Here is a 21,694-nt window from a genome sequence, read left to right as displayed (position 1 = left end):
ATTGGGGTTTAAGAACAAATATGGGCAGGTAAGCCTTTACACTGAAAATAACGTTGTTATCGCTCACTTTGCGGGATACATCACCTCAGGGCTTCTTCGTGCGTTTAAAATTGAACTATGCGAAAAAATAAAATCACTCAACAATCAGCCTTGGGCCTATATTAGTGATTCTTTTGATGTTTTAGCTGCAACGCCTGAGGCAGAAAAAGAGATGATAGATATTAGCCATTTAATGAAAGCAAATAACTGCCTGAGTAGTGCGTTTGTACTCACTTCAGCTATCGCTATAAATCAAATGAAACGCATTTTAGAGTGCGCAAAAAGAAACGTTAATTTTAGTGAGTGCCTATTTACCGATTTAGATAGCGCTAAACAGTTTATTTCTCACAACTTAAAAAGTAAGCAAGGCCAACTGATATAAAAATTGTTGATCTTGCTTTATCAATCTTAGTTTTTGTAAAACTGACTGTCTTTGGTTATCGTAATGCTGGCGTTTTCTTGCGCTGTTACAATAAATTGTAACTTACTCACTTTACGTTCAATATCGTAACCATCGGCTGTTACAGTAACGGGAACTCTTTTCATCGCACCCGGTTGTACAAGCGTAGATTTCGGACTTGAGAGCGTTGCCCCAGGCAAACCCTCTATGGCAATACTGTAATGCAGTGCTTGCTGCGTTTTATTAATAATAGTAAGTGTGTAAGGGTTTTCTACTAGGCCCTCGTAGTTCACTCTATAAAGCGCATTCCTATCGCGTAGTACTGAGGCTTCTATTGGTGTACGTTGCAGCATCCATGCAAACATAGATATTATTAACAAAGCCGTTAATGCGCCATACCCTACTAGCTTTAACCTAAATGGATTAGTTTTTTTACCTTCCATTTGTTTCTCACTGGCGTATTTAATTAAGCCTTTCTCGTAACCAAATTTCTCCATGGTATCGTCGCAGGCATCAATACATAAGCCACAATTTATACATTCATATTGCAATCCATTTCGAATGTCTATTCCTGCAGGGCATACCTCTACACACAAGTTACAGTCTACACAGTCACCTAAGTTAAGCTCTTTGGGGTCAGCTTTGCGTTTACGTGGTCCTCGGCTTTCACCTCGCTCGTTATCATATGTAACAAGCAACGTATCTTTATCAAACATAACAGCTTGAAAACGAGAATAAGGGCAAGCAATTGTGCACATTTTTTCGCGTAAAAACCCTGCATTGCCATAAGTACAAAAAGCGAATAAAAACACCCAAAAGCTCGTAATACCTGACCATTCAAACGTGATCATATCCATATACAAACTTTTAGCCGGAATAAAATACGCCATAAACGAGGTGGCAGTTAAAATAGAAATAACAATCCACGCACTGTGCTTAGTTATTTTTTTGCGCCAAGTGCTTAGCGTCCACTGTGATTTATCTAATTTAATTCGCTGATTTCGAGTGCCTTCTATGCGTTGCTCTACCCACGAAAACATGAGCATCCATATTGTTTGCGGGCACGTATATCCACACCAAACCCGACCAAGCCAGTTAGTTACAAAAAATAATGCAAAAGCCCCCACCATAAATAGCAGGGCTAAAATCATAAAATCTTGAGGAAGGAGTGTTAAACCGAAAATAGTAAAGGTTTGCGTTGCCACATCAAGCAGCACAGCTTGTTGACCGTTATATTGGATCCACGGTATTGCAATAAAAGTTAGCATTAACAGCCAACCTAAATTACGGCGTATGCGCTGAAAAAATCCTTTTTGCTCGCGGATATAAATTGGCCCTTCGGTGTTATAGGGCTTAATGATCATGTCTTCTTCTTTTATATCAAACTTCATAGTACTTGCTTCATAATGACGGGTATTAAGCAAGTATTTGCAACTTTCAGACCAAGCTGAAACTTTAATTACTTCATTGATATTAAAGATATTATTTTAAAAAACAAAAACCGAGCTCGCGATATAAAGCGCATATCGCGATATATCACGATTTTTTAGTGATTCCCAGCTTTCGCATTTTTGAGCGTAGTGTACTCTCAGGTAAGCCCAACTTAACTGCCGCCCCTTTATCGCCCGATATTTGCCAGTGCGATAACGCAAGAACAGAGGTTATATGCTGTTTTTGCGCTTCATCAAGCGTAAGTGAAGGATTAATAACGACTTCACCACCCGCTTGCAAAGGCTGACTAAGCTGTAGTACAGCCTGATTAGATAAAATAGCTTCGCGTTCAAGTACATTTTGCAGCTCTCTAATATTGCCTGGCCAATTGTAGGCTTGCAGCTGTGTAATTGCTTTTTTACTTAGCCCTTTTAAGTGTTTACCCAGTCGTTTATTTATCTGCGCAATTAAATTAGCGCATAAATAAGGAATATCCTCTTTTCGATCTTTAAGGGCGGGTACTTTTATAGGAAATACATTAAGCCGATAATACAAATCAATTCTAAACGTGCCTTTTTGTACCATTTCCCACAGGTCGCGGTTAGTCGCTGCAATCACTCTAATATTTACTTTTAGCGTATTGCTGCCACCCACACGTTCAAACTCTTGTTCTTGCAGGACTCTCAGTAATTTACTTTGCGCCTCAAGTGGAAGCTCTGCTATTTCATCTAAAAACAAGGTGCCTTTATCAGCAAGTTCAAAACGCCCTTTACGGCGTTCATTGGCACCTGTAAACGCGCCTTTTTCATGGCCAAAAAGTTCCGATTCTAGCAAACTTGGGGTAAATGCGGCGCAATTTACTTTTATAAAGGCTTGTTCGCTACGCTTGCTTAGTCGATACAAATTACGAGCTACTAATTCTTTACCCGTGCCATTTTCGCCAAGTATAAGCACTGTGCTGTCGGTTTCACTTACCAGTTTTATTTGATCTAACATGGTTTGAAATATATGACTTTGTCCAACTAGCCCTGAGTCTTGCCAATCTTCGTTAAGTTCTGCAATTAAGTAGTTGTTTTCATCTTTTAGCTGCTCACTTAAATGCTTTACTTGCTCAAGTGCCTCTTGCAGTGCATTTTGTGTTTGCTGTTGCAGTGATATGTCGCGAAATACCGCTACAGCACCAATTAACTCATCATTTTTATAAACCGGTGTTGAGGTGTATTCCACTGCAAATGAGCTGCCGTCTTTACGCCAAAAAACTTCATTTTTAACTTCACGACGTTTGCCGTCAAACATGGTGCAATATATTTGGCATTCATCAGCGGGATAAGGTGTGCCATCAGCATGAGTATGGTGATGATATTGGTGTATTTTTTTACCTAATAGTTCCTCAGCGCACCAACCTGTCATGCGCTCAGCGGCAGGATTAACAAACACCGCATTACCCGACAGGTCAAAACCGTATATGCCCTCACCTACTGCGTTTAGCAATAATTTAGGATCGTTTAAAAATTGTTTTATCATAAATGTACCTCGCGAAATATCGCGAGCATTATGGCAATTTTATACACTAAGTGCACTCATTACTTAAAATGCACTCACGTGCTCATTAAAACGCTATAAATAGTGCTGAAATAGCGTTTTTACATCTATTTTTGCACCTAGCCTTGCGGCTATTAAGTAAAGTCCTGCAAGTTTTCGGTGAATAAATAGCGCATCAACGGGCGGTGTATGCCATTGCTGAGATTGCCCACTAAGAGCAAGCCCTGCATTTTTAATTTTGAGCGCGAGTTCGCTATTTTTAAAATCAAACTCCCCTTCTGCTCTCAGTGGCTCGCACGCCATTAAGAATAAATCAATGACGTTGTTTTTATACTCCTCAAATAAGTCATTTTTAAAATAACCAATGTGTGAAGCCGCTCTAAGTACACCTTCTCTGTTGTTTTCACTACCCGCTTTAAATAAAGCTAAATAAGCGCGGCTAAGCTCGGTTGATATTTCTCGCGTTGCACCAAAATCAAATAAAACAATTTTTTGTGTATCAAGCTGATAATGAAAGTTGGCAAAGTTAGGGTCGGTTTGAATTAATTTAAATTCAAACATTTCTTTAAAAAACAAATCAATAAGTTGCTCTGCAACAAAGCTTTTTTGACTATCTGGTAGCTCTGTAATGCTCTCAATAGGTTCTGCTTTTATATATTCCATAGTTAGCACGTGTTGTGTGCTGTGCTCTGGATATACGTTGGGTACTTTAAAGTGGGGATTAGTTGCTAATGCATTTTTATAACGTATTAAGTACTGAGCCTCCCGCTTATAATCAGCCTCAGCTAATAACTGTGCCTTAGCCTCACCAATAAGTGGTTTAATATTAAGATCTTTTGGCAATAAGCGAGAAATCGTTAATAAAGAAATAACGTTATCAACATCACTTACTACACTTTTAGCAATACCAGGGTATTGAATTTTAACAGCAAGCTGATCGCCATTTTCTTTATAAGCTAAATGAACTTGCCCTATAGAAGCCGCTGCAAAAGGTCTTAACTCAATATGAGAAAAACGCGCTAGCCACTCATCCCCCCATTGCTCTTTTAACACTTCAACAAGCTGCTTATGAGGCATTGGATTCGCGTCTGAGCGTAGTAAAGCAAGTAACTGAGCCAATTCAGGACTAAGTAAATCACCGGCATCCATTGAAAGTAATTGCCCGAGCTTCATTGCTGCGCCACGTAAATGAGATAGCTGTGTGGCTAGTTTTTCAATGTTTTTAGGTTGTAGTAGTAAGCTTTTATTGTCCCAACCTTTACCCGTTAACGCGCTCTTAGCGCCATCAACTAACATGTTGGTAGCAACACCTGTTGCGAGTGAGCCTAATTTTGCAAAGCGAGAAAGCCGAGAAGTGGGAACAGTACGAGGAGCCGCCATAATATTAAAACCTAATTAGCCTGAAAGTCAGGCTAATTAATACGTATATTGTAAGTAGGTAGATCTACTTATAGACGAGGTACTAGCTTAATTGCACCTTCAACCACTTTCATATCAAGTGGAAGTTTACTAAGTAGCATCATTTTAGGGTCATCCATATTTAATGTATAAACAGGGTTAACCGCTAAAAAAGCATTAATCACATCCATTGCTTGGCTATCAAGTGCACCTAAATTACCTTTGAAACCACCGGCATCAACACTCGAATCAAGTAATTTAATATTACGTAAAAACACTGCTTTTTTCTCACTGTCGTAGAATGGGCTACCTTCAATTTGTAGCTTTAAACGCACTGGGTATTTAAGTGCGAATGCATTAATTTCAGCGCTTGAATCGGCACCAAGAACAACAACATCGCGGTTATCAGGTCCAATATTTACACTTAAGTCGTTTACATCAAACTGAACCGGCAAACCCATTAAGCTTACTTTTTCACTTAACTTTGGTAATTGCTTACCCAGTACAGACTCAACCTCAGAGTTAGTAAATGAATATACTGATATGCCTTGCGTGGTATTACAGGCAGTTAAAAATAACGCTGCAATAATAACTAAAATTCTCATGAGAACCCTTTTGTTTATAAATTAGTGATACATAAAAAAGCCGCTATTAAAGCGGCTTATTAAAATAGTAACCAGCATATATTACGCTGGTTCTAGGGCGTGTTGACCTTTGTGGATTGAAATTTGTTCAATCTAGGGTCGATTTAATCGCGGCGTGAGGTTTGTAACCTAGCGGGCTAAGTCAAAACCGAGCAACAAAGAGTTAATCGTCCCTAGAAAGAACCCAAAGGGCAGCGCATGTTTGGCATTTATGCTGCGTTATCGCCTATTTATGGGGAATAACCACACTACATAGACTCTGCCTTGCCTAAATACCAAACAGTCTGCTGCAAATTCAACCACGAAAGGTCAACACGCCCTAGTGCATTAAGCTGCAAGTGTCGCTTTAAGTCGCGTTAGTGTGTCAGGTTCAACTGAACCGTCACTGAGCGCTAATAACTGTTTTAAATAATAGTTTAAATCAGCATGATCGCCACGATGTTTGTCATCTAGCATGGCTACTTGTTCTGCCATTCTAAGTGACTTATCGGTTGAACTTACGTTCGCTAGTATTTCCATGCGAGTAATAAGTTGCTCTTTACTTAATGTTGTTTTAAGCGGTGCTTGATACTGACTTGGTAACGCTTCATTGTTTTCAAGTGCTGTAATTAACGCATCTAGATTAGCTTGCTCTGATTTGCTTGTAAGCAATGCAAGTTTATCGTCAATAGCTGCTAGTAGCTTAGTAACTTTTGGCGCTAACGATCTAAATTGCGTGTACCCTTTCACTTTTGTTTCTAGGTCGTGCAACTGTGCTCTTTGATTTACATCGCTAAGTGCTGCTTCAAGCTCAGCAAGTTCTGCAACTGCTTGTTTATCTGACTCATTTTGATCAAGTTTTTGCTGCTCAAATTCACTACTACGTTTAGTAAATGTTTCATCGTTAAATTGACGAAATTTTTGCCATAACGCATTTTCAGCTTTTAAACCTGCAAAACCAATTGTTTGCCATTGCTGCTGCATTTGCTTCAACTCTTGGCACGCAGCGGCTAAATCATCGCTTTGTGATAATTGCTGCGCTTTTTCTACTAATTCATTTTTAAGTACGGCATTACTTTTATGAAATGCGTTTAATAAAGCCAGTACTTGTTGTTGCTCGCTTTTATAACGATCGTTTAGTGTACGGTATGTTTTAGGATCAACTTTACCTACACTGCGCCACGCTTTGTTTAAACGATTGTATTGGCTTTCATATTGCTTCCAATCAAAGTCATCCTCAGCCGTAGGCTGTAAATGAAGCGCGTGCATGTCGCTAATAATACTTTCGCGTTGTGCTTTTGAGGCCTCGCGTTGTACTTCTTGCTCTGCAAAGTAACTACGACAAGGTGCAAATAACAGCTCGATTTTTTCATCAAACTGCACGCCTTGTTGCTTTTCTTCATCTGTATCTAAACGACCTAACTCATTCCAACGTTTACGTAGCACTTTTACTTGCTCTGCGCGTTGTTGTGGGTCAGTACACTCTTCACTTACTAATGCACTTACTTCTTCTAATAAAGCTTCACGCTTTGGTGCTGCAGCGTATTTTTGCCAATCTTTAGCATCTGCAAGTTGCGCTTCAAGTTCCGCTTTTATATTTACAAGCGGCTGTTGATATTGCTCAGTGAGTGTATTAAATAACTCTTCAAACCCTTTAAATACGCCAAAGGCAACATTAAAACGACCTTCTTCAATTAGGCGTTTAACATCACGAGCTTTGCGTTTTGCTTGGCTTTGGTTTTTTTCAAGTGGCTTAACTAGCTCACTCATTGGTGCTAAAAATTGCTTTTTATGCGTATTTAACTGTGTTTTAAAGGTACTTTGCAGTGCACCATCTAAAATATTTAAATGACTACGCGCTGCTTTAAAACCATTATTAAATTCAGTTAGAGTTGCATCGTATTGCGCTAAATCTTCTGCTGGCTTAATTTCGCATAATGCTGCAAAAGCGAGTTTGTACTCTTTAATAGCCGTTGTTAGCTCAGGTAATTTAGCAACTTGAGTAAATAGCTTTTCTAACTTGCTTACAGCCAGTTTAGATTGCGTATTATTAGCAAGTTCTGTTTCGCTAATAGCTTGCTTAGCTTGCGCTACTTTTGCATCAAGCCAATCTTGTTGAATTTGCTCTGGTGTTTCAAGGCCTAGCTGTAAGGCGTTTTCTATTTCTTCACTTAACGCTTCAACAGTTGCAAGCGCTAGCAATTGGCGCTGTTGTAGCGCTAATTTTTGCTGCTCTTTGTCGTGTATCGCTTTTAGCTGTTCAATGTGTGCATCTAACTTAGTGGTAATCGAAATATATTTTTCGTCAAGAAGCTTAACACGCTCATCACTTAGCCATTTGAGCTCAAGTGCTTGCCACTGGGCCATTAATTCGCCGGCTTGTGGATTTACAACACCAAAATCTGTTTTTTCACGTAAAGCATTTAACTTAGCTAAAATAACACGTGTTGCACTTTCAACCTGCAGTGGCATTTCTATTGCTAAACGCTCATTTTCAATATGCGTTTCAAGTGCTGCTTTTGCACCATCCTTTGCATGCTTTACTAATGGCTTAATTAATTGATGGGTAATAACAAGTTCAACTAATTGAGTTTGTAGCTCTTCGCTACCTTCTTTAAATGCTTTTTCTACTAGTTTTGGATTTGCTAAACGTTTTAATAATTTAACGCGTACTTGCAGTTCTTTTTCTGCAAACGCTAACTTTTCGAGTGTTTTAACGGGTGCAAAACGCTCTATGTATTCGTTTTTAATTTGCGGTGTTAGTGCACTTTCGCTATTTAAAACAGCATTAGATATTTGAAGCTCTGCTATATCTTTTAATGCTTGATCTTGTTTATACGCTTTCCACCAAAGTGGTAACTCGTTTACTTTTTGTAGTGCTTTGCGGCGTATTTCAGCTGAGCTGTCTTCAAGTGCTAACGTGTTTAATATGGTTGCATCACGTTCAATGTCTAATTTTTCGATAGCATCAAGACGTACTTGTTGCTTAGGGTGTTTCCATTTCGGTGTAAAAAGGTGCTTAAAGATCATGTTCACTAAACCTAGCTATTTCGTTGTCTGATTTAAATTCTTTTTGTAGTTGAGCTTTTGTCTTTTGGATCATTTCACCATTAGCACCAATCGTAAATTGCTCGTTTGATTGAGCCACTTTTGCTTGATACAACATAACCAACTGCACTGTTTGTTGCTTTTGCTCGTCTGATAAAACGGTACCGTCTGGCCATTTGCCAGTTGATGCACCGTATTGTAAGCGTTCGAATAATTCGGGAGTAATATTTTGTACAAGATTGTCGATATTCATGTCATTTTTTCTTTTTTAGAGTCACTAAAACAATTCGGTTTATAAGATACCAAATACACCCTACGCCAATAGCCGCAGTATAAGCATACCACTGAAGCGTTTTTTCTTGCGGTTGTAAAAAGTACAAACAGAAAAAACCACCTAAAAATAAGATAAGCGCCAAAAAGGAGTGATTTATAAACATCTGCTTTTTTTTAATTCGCTGTTCGCGCTGAAGTTGCAAAACTTGCTCGTCGTTTAGCTCTGCAATGTTGCTTTCGCAATGCGGACATTGCTTATGTTTATCTGAAATTGATTTTGCACATTTTGGGCAACGAATAATCGCCATACTTCTCTCCATACTACGCATAAAAAAAGCGCCTTTCGGCGCCTTTATTGTACTTGTTTTATTTCTCGTTGTCTTTTTTGAATTCAAACCAATAACTAATTTTGGGGCGATAATTTTCTAAGTTGCCCACTAAGTTTAATCACTCTGCGTCTTTTGACTGCTTCTCTAAGCGTTTTTCCCAGAACGTGGCGTTTTTAATGCCTAATTTAACTGGATCAAATATGATCTTTCCGCCTTTTTTCTTCTGTTCTTCATAATCGCTCAAACATAACAAAGCAGGCTTAGCTACGAAGAAAATAGCTAAAATACCTAGTATGTTGATCCAGGCCATTAAGCCAACGCCAATATCACCAATAGTCCAGATATAACCTGAATTGTTTACCATGCCGTATGCAACCATAAACATAATCACAAACTTCACGATAACAAGCGGAATACTGCCTTTAAAATAACGATTTAAATAAGCAATATTAGTCTCTGCAATAAAGTAATAAGCAAGTATTGTGGTAAAAGCAAAGAAGAACAATGCGATGCCAACAAATGCCTGCCCAAAACTACCAAATACACTAAATAGAGCCATTTGCGTAAAGGCTGCTGAACCCACTTCAGTGGCTGCATCAACATTTTGAACAATAAATTGCCCTGCTGGTAACTCACCCACAATGTTGTATTGCTGCGTTATTAAAATCATTAATGCTGTTGCAGTACACACAAAGATGGTATCAACGTAAACAGAGAAAGCTTGTACTAACCCCTGTTGAGCAGGGTGATCAACTTCTGCAGCGGCTGCTGCATGAGGCCCAGTACCTTGGCCTGCTTCGTTAGAATATATACCGCGTTTAACGCCCCAACCAATAGCAGCACCAAAACCGGCCTGCGCAGTAAACGCATCACTAATAATTAAATAAAATATATCACCCACTTTATCTAAATTTAAAAATACTACGATTAGTGCCAATACTATGTAACCAAGCGCCATAAATGGCACTACTATTTGCGTAAAGTTCGCAATACGCTTTATTCCGCCGAAAATAATAAACGCCAAAACAATAAGGATAATTGCCAAAGCGACCAATTTAAAGCTGCCTACGTCACCAAAGCTAGTAGAAACCATATTGCCATCGCCAAACACTTGAGTAAACGCATTACCTACCGCATTTGCTTGTACGCCTGGCAGAAAAACACCACATGCAATAATTGCCGAAACAGCAAATAAAACAGCTAGCCATTTTTGCCCTAAACAACGGTCAAAATAATACGCTGGGCCGCCACGATATTGCCCGTTTTCTTCTGTTTTATAAATTTGGCCTAAAGTAGATTCTGCATATGCGGTACTTGCACCTAGAAAAGCAACAACCCACATCCAAAAAATAGCACCTGGTCCACCAAAACCGATAGCTGCTGCAACACCTGCGATATTACCAACACCGACTCGTCCAGACAACGATACTGCAAGGGCTTGAAAAGATGAGATACCTTTATCAGACGTGTTTGGACTAAATAATAACTTACACATTTCTTTAAAATGTCTAACTTGAGCAAATCGAGTTAATACTGAATAAAACAAGCCTGCGCCTAGGCATAAATAGATGAGTGCATTACTCCAAACAACATCATTAACAGCGCTTACAAAAGCTTCCATGGATATCCTCTATAGTTATATTTATTATTTTTAATTACGAGACTCTGCTTTAGCTACTACGCAACATAAGTTTCACGAAATAAGGTTTTACCTCTCCCGTCCCGACTCATTATTTAATTAATCTTAACTTAAGTACCCCAACTTTGTTAACACTTAATTTTCAAAATATCTAATTACGTAGCTATTGCAAGGCACTGCATCAGCAGTATTTAAAGGAAAGTAGATTGATTTGTACCGATACGGTGATGATACGCGGCGAAGAAACGTTAAAAACGTTTTGGAATGAAGTTGCTATATGATTATTATTTTTTGTAAAAGGGGTTTTACTAAAAGCAAAAAGGGCATCAAAACTATTGATACCCTTCAAATAAACGTTTTATCTTAAATTATCAACAACATTAACAATTGCCGCTAACGTATCTTGACCAAATTGATACGAACGACGGTCTGACCAGCCATAGTCTGGATCAGGTAAATCGTTGTTGTCTTTAAATGGCATTTCAATTGTGTACGTTAATGCTTTGAATTCTTCAGCAGTAGCTGATGAACCTACCGTAAGGTTAGCTTGGCCGGGCTCATCTTTTGGATAGCCATGCTCATCTTGAAACTCTGGAGTAATAGTTAAAAGCGCAGCTTTAAAGCTATCTTCAAGGCCTTTAAGACGAGCATCGTAACTTGGAATACCTTCGCTGCCTGCCACAAAGTTATACGGAATAGCTTCATCGCCGTGTATATCTAAGTGCATATCTAAGCCAGCTTCGCGCATTTTATTTAGTACTAGGTAAACCTCAGGGCTATTTTCCATGCTTGGTGTCTGCCATTCACGGTTTAAGTTAACGCCTTTAGCATTAGTACGGAGATGTCCGCGTGCGCTGCCATCTGGATTCATATTTGGCACAACGTAAAATACTGCTTTTGATAGAAGCGCAGCTGCATGTGGGTCTTCGTCATCAAGAAGTTTGTGCAGTAGACCTTCAACATACCATTGGGCCATTGTTTCACCTGGATGTTGACGTGCTGTGATCCAGATATTTTTCTTATCTTCACTTGGCTCACCAATTTTAAGCACACTCATATCGCGGCCATCGAGTGTTTCACCAAGTGTTATTAATTGGCAAGCACCTTGGCTTTGTGCCCAAGATAATAAATCTAAATGGCGGTCGTAACTGTATGGGGCAAAGTAAGCAAAATACACGCTGCCGCACTCTGGTTCAATTTCAAAGCTTAATGTGCCATTTTCATAGCTTGATGGTACACGAAACCATGTTTGGCGGTCATATGATGCAACGGCTTGATACCCTTCCCAACCATCTGGGTAAGCTGATTTATCAAGCTCATTAATATTTAACTTATGCAATTGGTAAGGCGTTGTTTCAAGACGAAAGTGAAACCACTGATAAAATTCAGACTGGTGATCTTTATTAATTTCTAATTGAATATTTAAAGGATCGGTGGCTTCAATAACTTTGATATTACCACTGTCGAAATTGCTGCTGATTTTCATGAAAAAAACCTTTAGGTTGAATAAGTTTATCTGCTTATTAATTCACAGAACTGACATTATTTTGTAAATAGTAAAACGAATGTGCATTTTCTTAATTAAAGCCTATCACAAGGCATACGCTTTAAAAATAATACACGACCAAAAAAGCCAGCAACATGCTGGCTTTTAAGTCACTGCAAATAAATTAGCGAGGTAAGCTTGGGAATGACACTTCGGCCATATCGCGCATACAACGAACTACTTGGCAGCTGTAACCAAACTCATTGTCGTACCATACATATAAAACAATACGGTTATCTTCAACAATCGTTGCTTGTGAATCAACAACACCTGCGTAACGGCTACCGACTAAATCGGTAGAAACAATTTCCGTTGATGCTGTGTAATCAATTTGGTCACGTAAGTCTGAATGAAGTGCAGTATCGCGTAAAAATGCGTTTAGCTCTTCAACTGATGTGCTTGTTGCTAAGTTAAGGTTCAAAATAGCTAGCGACACATTAGGTGTAGGTACGCGGATTGCGTTACCTGTTAATTTGCCTTCAAGCTCTGGTAATGCTTTTGAAACCGCTTTTGCAGCCCCTGTCTCAGTAATTACCATGTTAAGTGCTGCGGCACGGCCACGGCGCTCTGCTTTGTGGTAGTTATCAATAAGGTTTTGATCGTTCGTGTACGAGTGTACAGTTTCAACATGGCCATTATTAATACCAAACTTATCGTTTAGTGCTTTAAGCGTTGGTGTAATTGCATTGGTTGTACAGCTTGCTGCACAAACAATTTTATCTTCAGGTAAAATATCTTTGTTATTAACACCATATACGATGTTTTTGATATTACCTTTTGCAGGAGCTGTTAATAATACTTTTGCAGCGCCCTTACACTCTAGATGCTGGCCAAGGCCCGCTTCGTCTTTCCAAATACCGGTGTTATCAACAATTAATGCATTGTCGATACCGTATTGAGTGTAATCAATTTCGCTAGGAGAGTTAGCGTAAATAACCTGAATGTAGCTACCGTTGGCTTTAATTGCGTTACGTTCTTTATCAATAGTGATTGAGCCATTGAATGGACCGTGAATTGAATCACGACGCAGTAAGCTTGCACGCTTTTCAAGATCACCCTCTTTACCGCCACGCACAACAATAGCGCGCAAACGTAAATCTGAATATGGACCTGATTTTTCAATTAATAAACGCGCTAGTAAACGACCAATACGACCAAAACCATACAATACAACATCGCGTGGTTCTTTCGCTGGTAAGTCAGCTATTTCTGCAAGTTCATCTTTTACAAATTCTTCTACTGAGCGGCCTTTTGCAGCTTCAGTGAACAAATAACTATATGCAAGCTTACCAATATCAATACGCGCAGAGTTTAATTCCATTTTGCTGATAGCTTCTAAAAATGGAAAGCTTTCGCGCAAACGTAATTTAGTGCCTTCAAACTGAGCAACGGTTTTATGAGATTTGATAATATCAATAGTACTGGCATTTACGAGAGGACGGCCATATACAGCGATTTCGATACCACGATTACGGTAAAGTTTACCAATGATTGGTTGCATGCTTTCTGCGTAATCTTGGCGCTCTTGCCAACTATTTGTGTATTCTAACTCGTGAGATGAGGTCATTTTATTTACCTAAGTTTATCATTTTGAACGGATAGCCTTTAAAAATGCACTATATTTTGAGAGTAATGCACTTCAGGCAGGGCTATTCTAATTTAATCTGAAGTTATTCTCTACTGTTAGGCGTTAAATGATTGCGTTAGAATAGCAAGGTGGATATTCATTTGGGGTTAAGGGATGCTTAAAAAAGCAAGTGTACTATTGGGTTTGCTAACGTTGACAGGGTGTGAAGAACCGTTGACACTCGCACAAGTGTGCAAAGAAACACCTGGCTTTTGTAGCGACTTAAACAAAGACAGCCACTGCAAGGATGAGCGTTCTGATGTGATTATCAAACGTTACATAGAATACAAAGACCCTACTGATGAAAATAAATACCAATTACTCAAGGACTTTGAATCCTATAACCAATGTATAACTGTGGCCGCTAAAATTGAACATATTAAGTTAAAAGCTAAAAAAACGTCACGTATTGACGGTCAATTAACGAGCATTAAAGAAATGACTCGGTTATATCAAGATACCCAAAATACAAACCATCCAGGTTTGCTCTACTACCAATGGTCACGAAATAATAACCAAAGTGCACTGACTAAATTATTAGCGATAGAAAATGACAAAAGTGTAACGCAAAGTGCCGAAATGCAATTTTTTCTAGCATCGTACTATATTAAATTTGATGATGAAAAAACCATCGATTTGCTTTATAAAACTTTAGAACTCAATAAAAAAGGCAACGTACCGAATCCTGAAGTGTATACATCACTTATTAGTCTTTTTTATAAACATGATAAATTTAAACATGCATATATATTTTCTAAAGTAGCGCAAATGTCGGGGATTGAAAATATTGACGTGTTTGAAATTGAGCAGCAATTAATAACGAATGGTAAAAGCTTAGACAGCCTAGATGTACTTGCAGAGCAAACATTTCAGCAAATAATGGCAGGTGATTTTGTATCTCCTCGAGAGTTTTAATTTATAATCGCAAAAATAACCTAATACCAATCTGCTTATATATGGGGTCTATTTAACGTTAAGGAAATTACGCTAGAACTAGGCAAAAATTTTTGTATCTAGTTGTTCTAAATAAAACATTTTTAACGACGTTATAGTGCAATTTAATTCGTTAAATTGATCAAAGATTTATGCAGGTTGGTATAATTTAATAACTAGGTTATTCAGGCAAATAAAAAGGCAGCTTACGCTGCCTTTTTTTATTTTGCTTTGCTTGTGCCCACTTCTACGCGGGTTTTAAGCTTTTGACCTGGTCGAAAAGTCACCACACGACGTGCCGAAATAGGAATATCTTCGCCTGTTTTCGGGTTGCGGCCTGGTCTTTCTTTTTTGTCTCGAAGATCAAAGTTACCAAATCCAGAGAGCTTAACCTGCTCGCCTTTTTCTAGCGCTGAGCGGATTTCTTCAAAAAACGCTTCAACTAAATCTTTGGCATCTTTTTTATTGATCCCGAGCTTTTCAAATAGGTGTTCAGCTATGTCGGCTTTAGTAAGCGCCATATCTAGTCCCTCAACGATGCATTAAACTGTTCGGCCAATTCGGCCACCACGTTATCAACTACTAGATTGATATCTTTCTCTTCGAGTGTTCTATCAACCGCTTGCAGTGTTAGAGCAATCGCCAAACTCTTATAATTTGGCTCAATACCTTTGCCCTTATACACATCGAATAAGTTTAGGTCAACCAATTGATTTCCGCCAACTTTTTCGATCACGCTTAAAATGTCGCCAGATTTAACGCTGTCTGCCACTAAAATCGCGATGTCGCGGCGATTTGAAGGGAATTTAGACACCCCTTCTGCTTGCGGTAAATTTCTTTTTTCTATTGCTGACATTTCAATTTCAAAAACAAAAGTTGCGTTGTTGATATCTAACGACTTTTGAGCTTGAGGATGTAAAGCACCAAAAAAACCAACCTTTTTGCCATCAACATATATTACAGCTGATTGACCAGGATGAAGTCCATCTGACTGCTCGGCTTTAATTTCAAAGCGAGTAACGTCATTAGTAATTGCAAGTAAGGCTTCAACATCACCTTTTAAATCGTAAAAATCAACGTTACGTTTTTCTTCAACCCAATGTTCACCATTTACAAGACCCGTGATAACGCCACCAATAACCGGTACTTGGTAAACACCATTTTCTGCACTTTCGTCGCTTATAAATTTAAGACCATGTTCGAATAAACGAATACGAGGCTGTTGGCGATTTTGGTTATACGCTACAGACGCTAATAAACCCGGCATTAAACTTACACGCATCGCTGACATTTCAATTGAAATAGGGTGCGGTAATACCATTGCTTCACACTCTGGGTGTAAAATAGCTTGTGCTTTAGGGTCTACAAAGCTGTATGTAATTGCTTCTTGATAACCACGAGTCACTAACGTATTGCGGAACTTGCTAAGCGCAATAGTTGCTTCGTTATGCGTCGTCATTTTAAGTTTTGCAGTTGGTGCAACATTAGGAATGCTGTTGTAACCGTAAACACGTGCTACTTCTTCAATTAAATCTTCTTCGATGCGAATATCAAAACGGTAGCTTGGTACGTCCGCACTCCAGCTTTCATTTTCTACTTTAACATCAAGACCTAAACGCGTAAGAATATCTGTTACTTTAGCATCTTCAATATGATGACCAATAACACGGTCTAAACGAGCTCGACGAAGACGTACTTCAGTCACTTTTGGTAGTTTGTCAGCCGCTACAGCTTCAACAACTGGGCCTGCTTGACCGCCTACGATTTCAAGAAGTAGCGCTGTTGCACGTTCCATTGCATCATGTTGCAGAGCAAAATCAACACCGCGTTCATAACGGTGTGAAGCATCAGTGTGTAAACCGTAGCTACGTGCTTGCCCTGCAATTGCTACAGGATTAAAAAATGCGCTTTCAAGTAATATATCAGATGTTTTATCTGTAACACCTGATTGCTCACCACCAAAAATACCCGCTATTGCAAGTGCTTTGTTATGATCGGCTATCACAAGTGTAGTGTTGTTTAATTTAGCGGTGTTACCGTCTAATAAAACAAGTTCTTCATCTGCGTTTGCACTACGTACTTTAATACCACCTTCAATCGCATTTAAATCAAACGCGTGCATTGGGTGACCAAGCTCAAGTAATACATAGTTTGTAACATCAACTACTGGGTCGATTGAACGTACGCCACTGCGGCGTAGCTTTTCAACCATCCAAAGCGGTGTTTCTGCATCAAGGTTAATGCCTTTGATCACACGACCAAGGTAACGAGGACATGCATCTTCGTTCACTAATTCAATCGATATTTTATCGTCAATTGTTGGGGTAACCGCTGGAATATCTAATACATTTACGTCAATACTGTTTAAAACGCCTACTTCACGAGCAAGGCCTTTAATGCCTAAACAGTCACCACGGTTTGGTGTTAAATCAACATCTATAATATTATCATCAAGACCTAGGTAGTCACGTAAATCAGTGCCTACTGGTGCATCGCTTGGCAATTCCATAATGCCGTCGCCTTCTTCGCTAATACCTAGCTCAACAAAAGCACATAGCATTCCGTTTGAAGGTTGACCGCGTAGTTTGGCTTTTTTAATTTTAAAGTCACCAGGAAGTACAGCGCCCACAGTCGCAACAGCAACTTTAATACCTAAACGACAATTTGGTGCTCCACACACGATATCAAGTAGCTCATCGCCACCGACGTTAATTTTGGTAACACGCAGTTTATCTGCATCAGGGTGCTGCTCACATTCAACAACTTCACCAACAACTACGCCATTAAATTTGGCAGCAGCAGGCTCAACACCATCAACTTCTAGACCAGCCATTGAAAGCTGTTCCGAAAGAGCTTGCGTATCAATAGCAGGATTAACCCACTCTCTTAACCACTTTTCACTAAATTTCATTTTATTGTTTCACTCTTAACGGAACTGGTTCAGGAATTTTAAGTCATTTTCGAAAAATGCACGTAAATCGTTTACGCCATAGCGCAACATAGTTAAACGCTCTACACCCATGCCAAAGGCAAAGCCGGTGTATTTTTCTGGGTCAATGCCCACAGACTTAAGTACATTTGGATGTACCATGCCACAGCCTAGTACTTCTAACCACTTGCCGTCTTTACCCATAACATCTACTTCAGCTGAAGGTTCTGTAAATGGGAAGAATGAAGGACGGAAACGAATTTCCATATCTTCTTCAAAAAAGTTACGTAAAAAATCATGCAAAATACCTTTTAGCTCAGTAAAGCTAACATCAGTATCAACCATTAAACCTTCAACCTGATGGAACATAGGTGTATGTGTTTGGTCGTAATCGTTACGGTATACACGTCCAGGTGAAATAATACGCAGTGGTGGCTGCTCAGTTTCCATAGTACGAATTTGCACGCCACTTGTTTGTGTGCGTAGTACTAATTTAGGATTGAAATAAAAGGTATCGTGATCTGCACGTGCTGGGTGGTGCTCTGGAATATTTAGCGCATCAAAGTTATGAAAATCGTCTTCGATTTCTGGACCAGATTTAACTTCAAAACCTAACTCACCGAAAAAGCTTTCTATGCGCTCAATAGTGCGCGTAACTGGGTGTAAACCGCCAGTAGGCATAACACGCCCTGGTAGAGTTACATCTATAGTTTCAGCAGCTAGTTTTTCTTCAAGTGCTTTACTTGCTAGCAATTCACGCTTTTCGTTGATAGCAGCTTGTACATCTTGTTTAGCTTGGTTTATAACTTGGCCTGCTTCTTTACGTTCTTCAGGTGCTATTTTACCTAACGTTTTAAGTAAGCTAGTGATTTCGCCTTTTTTACCAAGGTAATTAACCCTGATATCTTCTAACTGCGCTATTTCACTGGCACTGGCTACCGCCTCAAGTGCTTGCGCTAATATGTTTTCTAAGTTCATTCGATACCTGATCTTTCACAGAAGGTGATTGCTTAAGAGCGTGTTGGCCTTTCAAGATTGCTTTCAACTGTGTGATTGGCAAATAAATAAGGTTAGGCATTGGGCTGTAGTTTCTACATCAGTCATGCAATAACGCTAAATAAAGACCAAACACGTGTTGTTCGAAGTGTTTATCTTGAAGGCTACTCTCTTTGTTGTTCGGGTTTTGCATATAAAAACTATGCTAATGTCCTCACGACGCGATTAAAGCCCACTTAAATTAAACAAATTCCAATCAGGAAAGGTAAACACGCTCTGATAATAGCTTATGATAACTGAAAGCAGGGTCTAGATTCTAGACCTACTACAGCTTTAACGTTGATTTTATAAAAGGAATAGTTAATTTTCGCTGTGCAGCCATAGATGCATGATCTAATTTGTCGAGTACATCTAATAAAGCTCGCATATCACGGCTTAAACGGGTTAATAAAAAGCGTGCACACTCATCACTTAATTCAAGGCCGCGCATGTGAGCGCGCTTAACAAGTGCTTGTGCTTTATCATCATCACTCATAGAACGAATTTGAAAGGTTGTTCCCCACGTTAAGCGAGACTCTAAGTCAGGCAGCGAGATATTAAGCATGCTAGGAAGTAAATCGGCAGTTACTACTAACATTTTTCCGGGTTCGTTAAACCGGTTAAAAAAGTTGAATAGTGCTTTTTCCCATGCATCATTGCCTGCAACTAAATGCACGTCATCAATACATAGAACATCAAGTGCTTCTAAACCGTCTAATACCATAGGTCCAAAGTCAATTACTTCGCGCATAGACAGCAGCATATTAGATAGGCCACGCTCTTGTGCTTTAATGCAGGTTGCATACAAAAGGTGAGACTTACCCGAATCACCTAACCCACATAAATAAGTATACTGAAACTTTTTAGCTAACTTCGAAAAGCTATCTTTTAAATGGTTAACCTCTAACGAATCTTCCCCACCAAAGTACGATGCAAATGTTTCGTCATCCGGCAAGGTAACCGGTAATGCCATTTGCATCGGCTCAGAAGTTAGCATTATGGCGTTATCCATTGATACTCTAAGCTATTTTTATCAACAACATGATAAAAAGCGCGTGGATCCTCATAATCTTTAAATGAGGAGTCTAACCCTAGCCCTTTTTTAAGATCACTTAGGTTACCAGTGTGGTTTAGTTTAAATTCTACAAATTCTGGTGTTTTACGAACAATTTTAACTTGCGTAACAACGCTTAAGTTCAATAATCTTTGTTTTGCTAATTCAACATCAACAAAACTTTGCGTGCCTTTTAATGTTAGCGTGGCCGCGGCTTGTTCATAATAAGCATTTGGATCAATAGCGTACTCGCTTGCAAGGCCTCGAGCTAAGGTATCAATCATTTGACTCACTATTTGCTGCTTATCGCCCGTTAATCTATTTGAATCAAATTGATCATCATTAGTAAAACGCCAATCTAAAATCCAATTTTCGCTATCCGCTTCTTTATACATTCTTGCTGTAATACTTCGCTCAGCACTGTAGCGTCTAGAGGCCTCTTCTACTGGTTCTGAAAAGTTACCCCATACCTCAGGAATACCTACTAAACGTCTATCTTGTAAATCAAGTAATGGCACAACGACAGGCAGACCACGGCGTCCTGCTTTGTCATAAATTAACTGCTCTAATTGCGGGTAACTTTCTTGTGTTACTAATTCTCTGCGCCAATTGTCTTCAATACCTAACCATATTGCGACTAACGGGCGTTGTACTCCCCATAAAGGTAAGTTTAACTCTTTGATTAACGCATTGATCTTTCGAGCTTCAAATTTAACAACAAGTTTCAACTGTCCATTTGCTCTCTCGTCATATTCAAACTTAAGCATATAATCAGAAATATCTTTAGTGCGTTGCTGTGCTAATTTATTTTGATCCGCAGTTTCATCACCGCTTACTTTCACTAAAACATTGAGCAAAGCTTTACGACTCGCAGCTAATCGAGTGTCTCGTGTTTTGTCATCCACTTTTAAAATATCTTGATATAGATCAGTTACTTCAACTGCCGACGCAGAAAAACAAAATAAAATGGATATGGCGCTAATTAATAATCTATACACAGGCTGTTAGTTCTTGGTTTTAAACTGATTTGATCCTAAATCAAAGACAGTAACAAAGCAAAATTAAATTTGTTATCTAAGGAAATGAAAGTAATTAGCTTTTATAGAAAGTAAAAAAGATTAAATATGAATAAGATAGTTGAGTGAGTTGTACGCTATTCACCTACATTTAACTTTACTACACTTTTCAAAACGCGAACCTCTCGGGTTTAGTTAGATCATGAAGGTATTTAATGTAAGTACTTGATGATGTTATGGTTAAGATTATTCGTTATTGGCTCGCATTTAATCTTTCTTCAGGCGTAAAAAATCGTTAGATACGGGCTCTCTACAATTTGATGTCGGTGGGCTACGCAGTAGGATGTCGTAGTGCCCACAGCGGTAGAAAGTCACAGTGAAAATGCTATTGTATTAGCCGACTGGGGTATTGAGGGTTTTTGTTGTGATTCTAGCGTCGGGAGTCGCTACGCTCGCCCGACCTACGTGCTAGGTGTTGATGTGGGTGTGTATTAATTGCGCGCATTTCACTTTTCTGTAGACGTAAAAAAGCCCGAATCGTTAAATTTGGGCTTTCTACAATGTGAAGCTTGTGTAATGTCACGATACCCACAGCGGTGGAGAGTCACGTAGAAAATGCTACTGTATTGGCAGAATGGGGTATTGAGGGTTTTTGTTGTGATTCTAGCGTCGGGAGTCGCTATGCTCGCCCGCCCTGCGTGCTAGGTGTTGATGTGAGTGTGTATTAATTACGCACATTTCACTTTTCTGCAGACGTAAAAAAGCCCGATTCTTTCGAATCGGGCTTTCTACAATTTGAAGCCTGGTAATGTCCTACTTTCACATAGCAAAT

The 21,694-nt window shown here is 39.1% G+C and carries 18 protein-coding genes; 3 read left to right on the top strand and 15 right to left on the bottom strand.

What is annotated here, in order from left to right; translation table 11 throughout:
- The first annotated feature begins 1 nt into the window (after position 1).
- Positions 2–421, top strand: a complete 420-nt coding sequence (locus GQR38_RS00090; RefSeq protein ID WP_024600461.1) for a hypothetical protein — start codon at positions 2–4, stop codon at positions 419–421.
- 26 nt (positions 422–447) lie between these two features.
- Here GQR38_RS00090 and ccoG read toward each other — a convergent pair whose 3' ends face one another.
- From ccoG to GQR38_RS00040, 10 genes are all read right to left on the bottom strand, one after another.
- Positions 448–1,830 carry a cytochrome c oxidase accessory protein CcoG gene (ccoG, locus tag GQR38_RS00085; protein WP_165722351.1) on the bottom strand — a complete coding sequence of 461 codons (1,383 nt, stop codon included), beginning with the start codon at positions 1,828–1,830 and terminating at the stop codon, positions 448–450.
- 145 nt (positions 1,831–1,975) lie between these two features.
- Positions 1,976–3,394 carry a sigma 54-interacting transcriptional regulator gene (locus GQR38_RS00080; protein ID WP_165722352.1) on the bottom strand — a complete coding sequence of 473 codons (1,419 nt, stop codon included), beginning with the start codon at positions 3,392–3,394 and terminating at the stop codon, positions 1,976–1,978.
- A 93-nt stretch (positions 3,395–3,487) separates the two neighbouring features.
- Positions 3,488–4,792 (bottom strand): AarF/ABC1/UbiB kinase family protein, encoded by a 1,305-nt coding sequence (locus GQR38_RS00075; RefSeq protein ID WP_165722354.1) that lies wholly within the window; start codon positions 4,790–4,792, stop codon positions 3,488–3,490.
- A gap of 68 nt (positions 4,793–4,860) precedes the next feature.
- On the bottom strand, positions 4,861–5,415 hold the full coding sequence (locus tag GQR38_RS00070; protein ID WP_002960677.1) for a DUF1439 domain-containing protein: 555 nt from the start codon (positions 5,413–5,415) through the stop codon (positions 4,861–4,863).
- A 366-nt stretch (positions 5,416–5,781) separates the two neighbouring features.
- Entirely contained in the window at positions 5,782–8,463 is a 2,682-nt protein-coding gene (locus GQR38_RS00065) for a DUF349 domain-containing protein (protein ID WP_165722356.1), read from the bottom strand.
- The gene (locus tag GQR38_RS00060) at positions 8,453–8,734 is read right to left on the bottom strand and encodes a DUF1315 family protein (RefSeq protein WP_007378333.1); all 282 of its coding nucleotides are present in this window, start codon (positions 8,732–8,734) and stop codon (positions 8,453–8,455) included. The genes GQR38_RS00065 and GQR38_RS00060 overlap by 11 nt, the downstream gene beginning before the upstream one ends.
- A 1-nt stretch (position 8,735) precedes the next feature.
- Positions 8,736–9,062, bottom strand: a complete 327-nt coding sequence (locus GQR38_RS00055) for a hypothetical protein (protein ID WP_007580349.1) — start codon at positions 9,060–9,062, stop codon at positions 8,736–8,738.
- Between the two features lie 139 nt (positions 9,063–9,201).
- Positions 9,202–10,704 carry an alanine/glycine:cation symporter family protein gene (locus tag GQR38_RS00050; RefSeq protein ID WP_010554016.1) on the bottom strand — a complete coding sequence of 501 codons (1,503 nt, stop codon included), beginning with the start codon at positions 10,702–10,704 and terminating at the stop codon, positions 9,202–9,204.
- A gap of 376 nt (positions 10,705–11,080) precedes the next feature.
- Positions 11,081–12,208 (bottom strand): M14-type cytosolic carboxypeptidase, encoded by a 1,128-nt coding sequence (locus GQR38_RS00045; RefSeq protein ID WP_010554015.1) that lies wholly within the window; start codon positions 12,206–12,208, stop codon positions 11,081–11,083.
- A 184-nt stretch (positions 12,209–12,392) separates the two neighbouring features.
- Entirely contained in the window at positions 12,393–13,835 is a 1,443-nt protein-coding gene (locus GQR38_RS00040) for a glyceraldehyde-3-phosphate dehydrogenase (RefSeq protein ID WP_010554014.1), read from the bottom strand.
- A 174-nt stretch (positions 13,836–14,009) separates the two neighbouring features.
- Here GQR38_RS00040 and GQR38_RS00035 point away from each other — a divergent pair, with 174 nt between their 5' ends.
- Positions 14,010–14,810, top strand: a complete 801-nt coding sequence (locus GQR38_RS00035; RefSeq protein WP_024600454.1) for a DUF2989 domain-containing protein — start codon at positions 14,010–14,012, stop codon at positions 14,808–14,810.
- A gap of 239 nt (positions 14,811–15,049) precedes the next feature.
- Here the strand turns inward: GQR38_RS00035 and ihfA are convergent, their stop codons facing one another.
- From ihfA to GQR38_RS00010, 5 genes are all read right to left on the bottom strand, one after another.
- Complete coding sequence (gene ihfA, locus GQR38_RS00030) at positions 15,050–15,349, bottom strand: integration host factor subunit alpha (protein ID WP_002960690.1); 300 nt, start codon at positions 15,347–15,349, stop codon at positions 15,050–15,052.
- Positions 15,350–15,351: 2 nt separating this feature from the next.
- Positions 15,352–17,739, bottom strand: a complete 2,388-nt coding sequence (gene pheT, locus GQR38_RS00025) for a phenylalanine--tRNA ligase subunit beta (protein ID WP_076923789.1) — start codon at positions 17,737–17,739, stop codon at positions 15,352–15,354.
- Between the two features lie 15 nt (positions 17,740–17,754).
- Positions 17,755–18,735, bottom strand: a complete 981-nt coding sequence (gene pheS, locus GQR38_RS00020; RefSeq protein WP_002960692.1) for a phenylalanine--tRNA ligase subunit alpha — start codon at positions 18,733–18,735, stop codon at positions 17,755–17,757.
- A gap of 343 nt (positions 18,736–19,078) precedes the next feature.
- A complete protein-coding gene (hda, locus tag GQR38_RS00015; protein ID WP_007580342.1) occupies positions 19,079–19,789 on the bottom strand; it encodes a DnaA regulatory inactivator Hda in 711 nt (236 codons plus the stop codon).
- Positions 19,789–20,844 carry a DUF2066 domain-containing protein gene (locus tag GQR38_RS00010; protein WP_010554011.1) on the bottom strand — a complete coding sequence of 352 codons (1,056 nt, stop codon included), beginning with the start codon at positions 20,842–20,844 and terminating at the stop codon, positions 19,789–19,791. The genes hda and GQR38_RS00010 overlap by 1 nt, the downstream gene beginning before the upstream one ends.
- Before the next feature lie 369 nt (positions 20,845–21,213).
- On the opposite strand from GQR38_RS00010, the gene GQR38_RS00005 reads away from it, so the two are divergent.
- On the top strand, positions 21,214–21,357 hold the full coding sequence (locus tag GQR38_RS00005) for a hypothetical protein (RefSeq protein WP_165722358.1): 144 nt from the start codon (positions 21,214–21,216) through the stop codon (positions 21,355–21,357).
- Positions 21,358–21,694: the final 337 nt, after the last annotated feature.

The sequence above is a fragment of the Pseudoalteromonas sp. c7(2019) genome (assembly GCF_011378625.1).
Lineage (GTDB): Bacteria > Pseudomonadota > Gammaproteobacteria > Enterobacterales > Alteromonadaceae > Pseudoalteromonas > Pseudoalteromonas arctica.
Note: the sequence above shows the minus strand (reverse complement) of the source record. Positions and strands in the feature narration are given on the sequence as shown.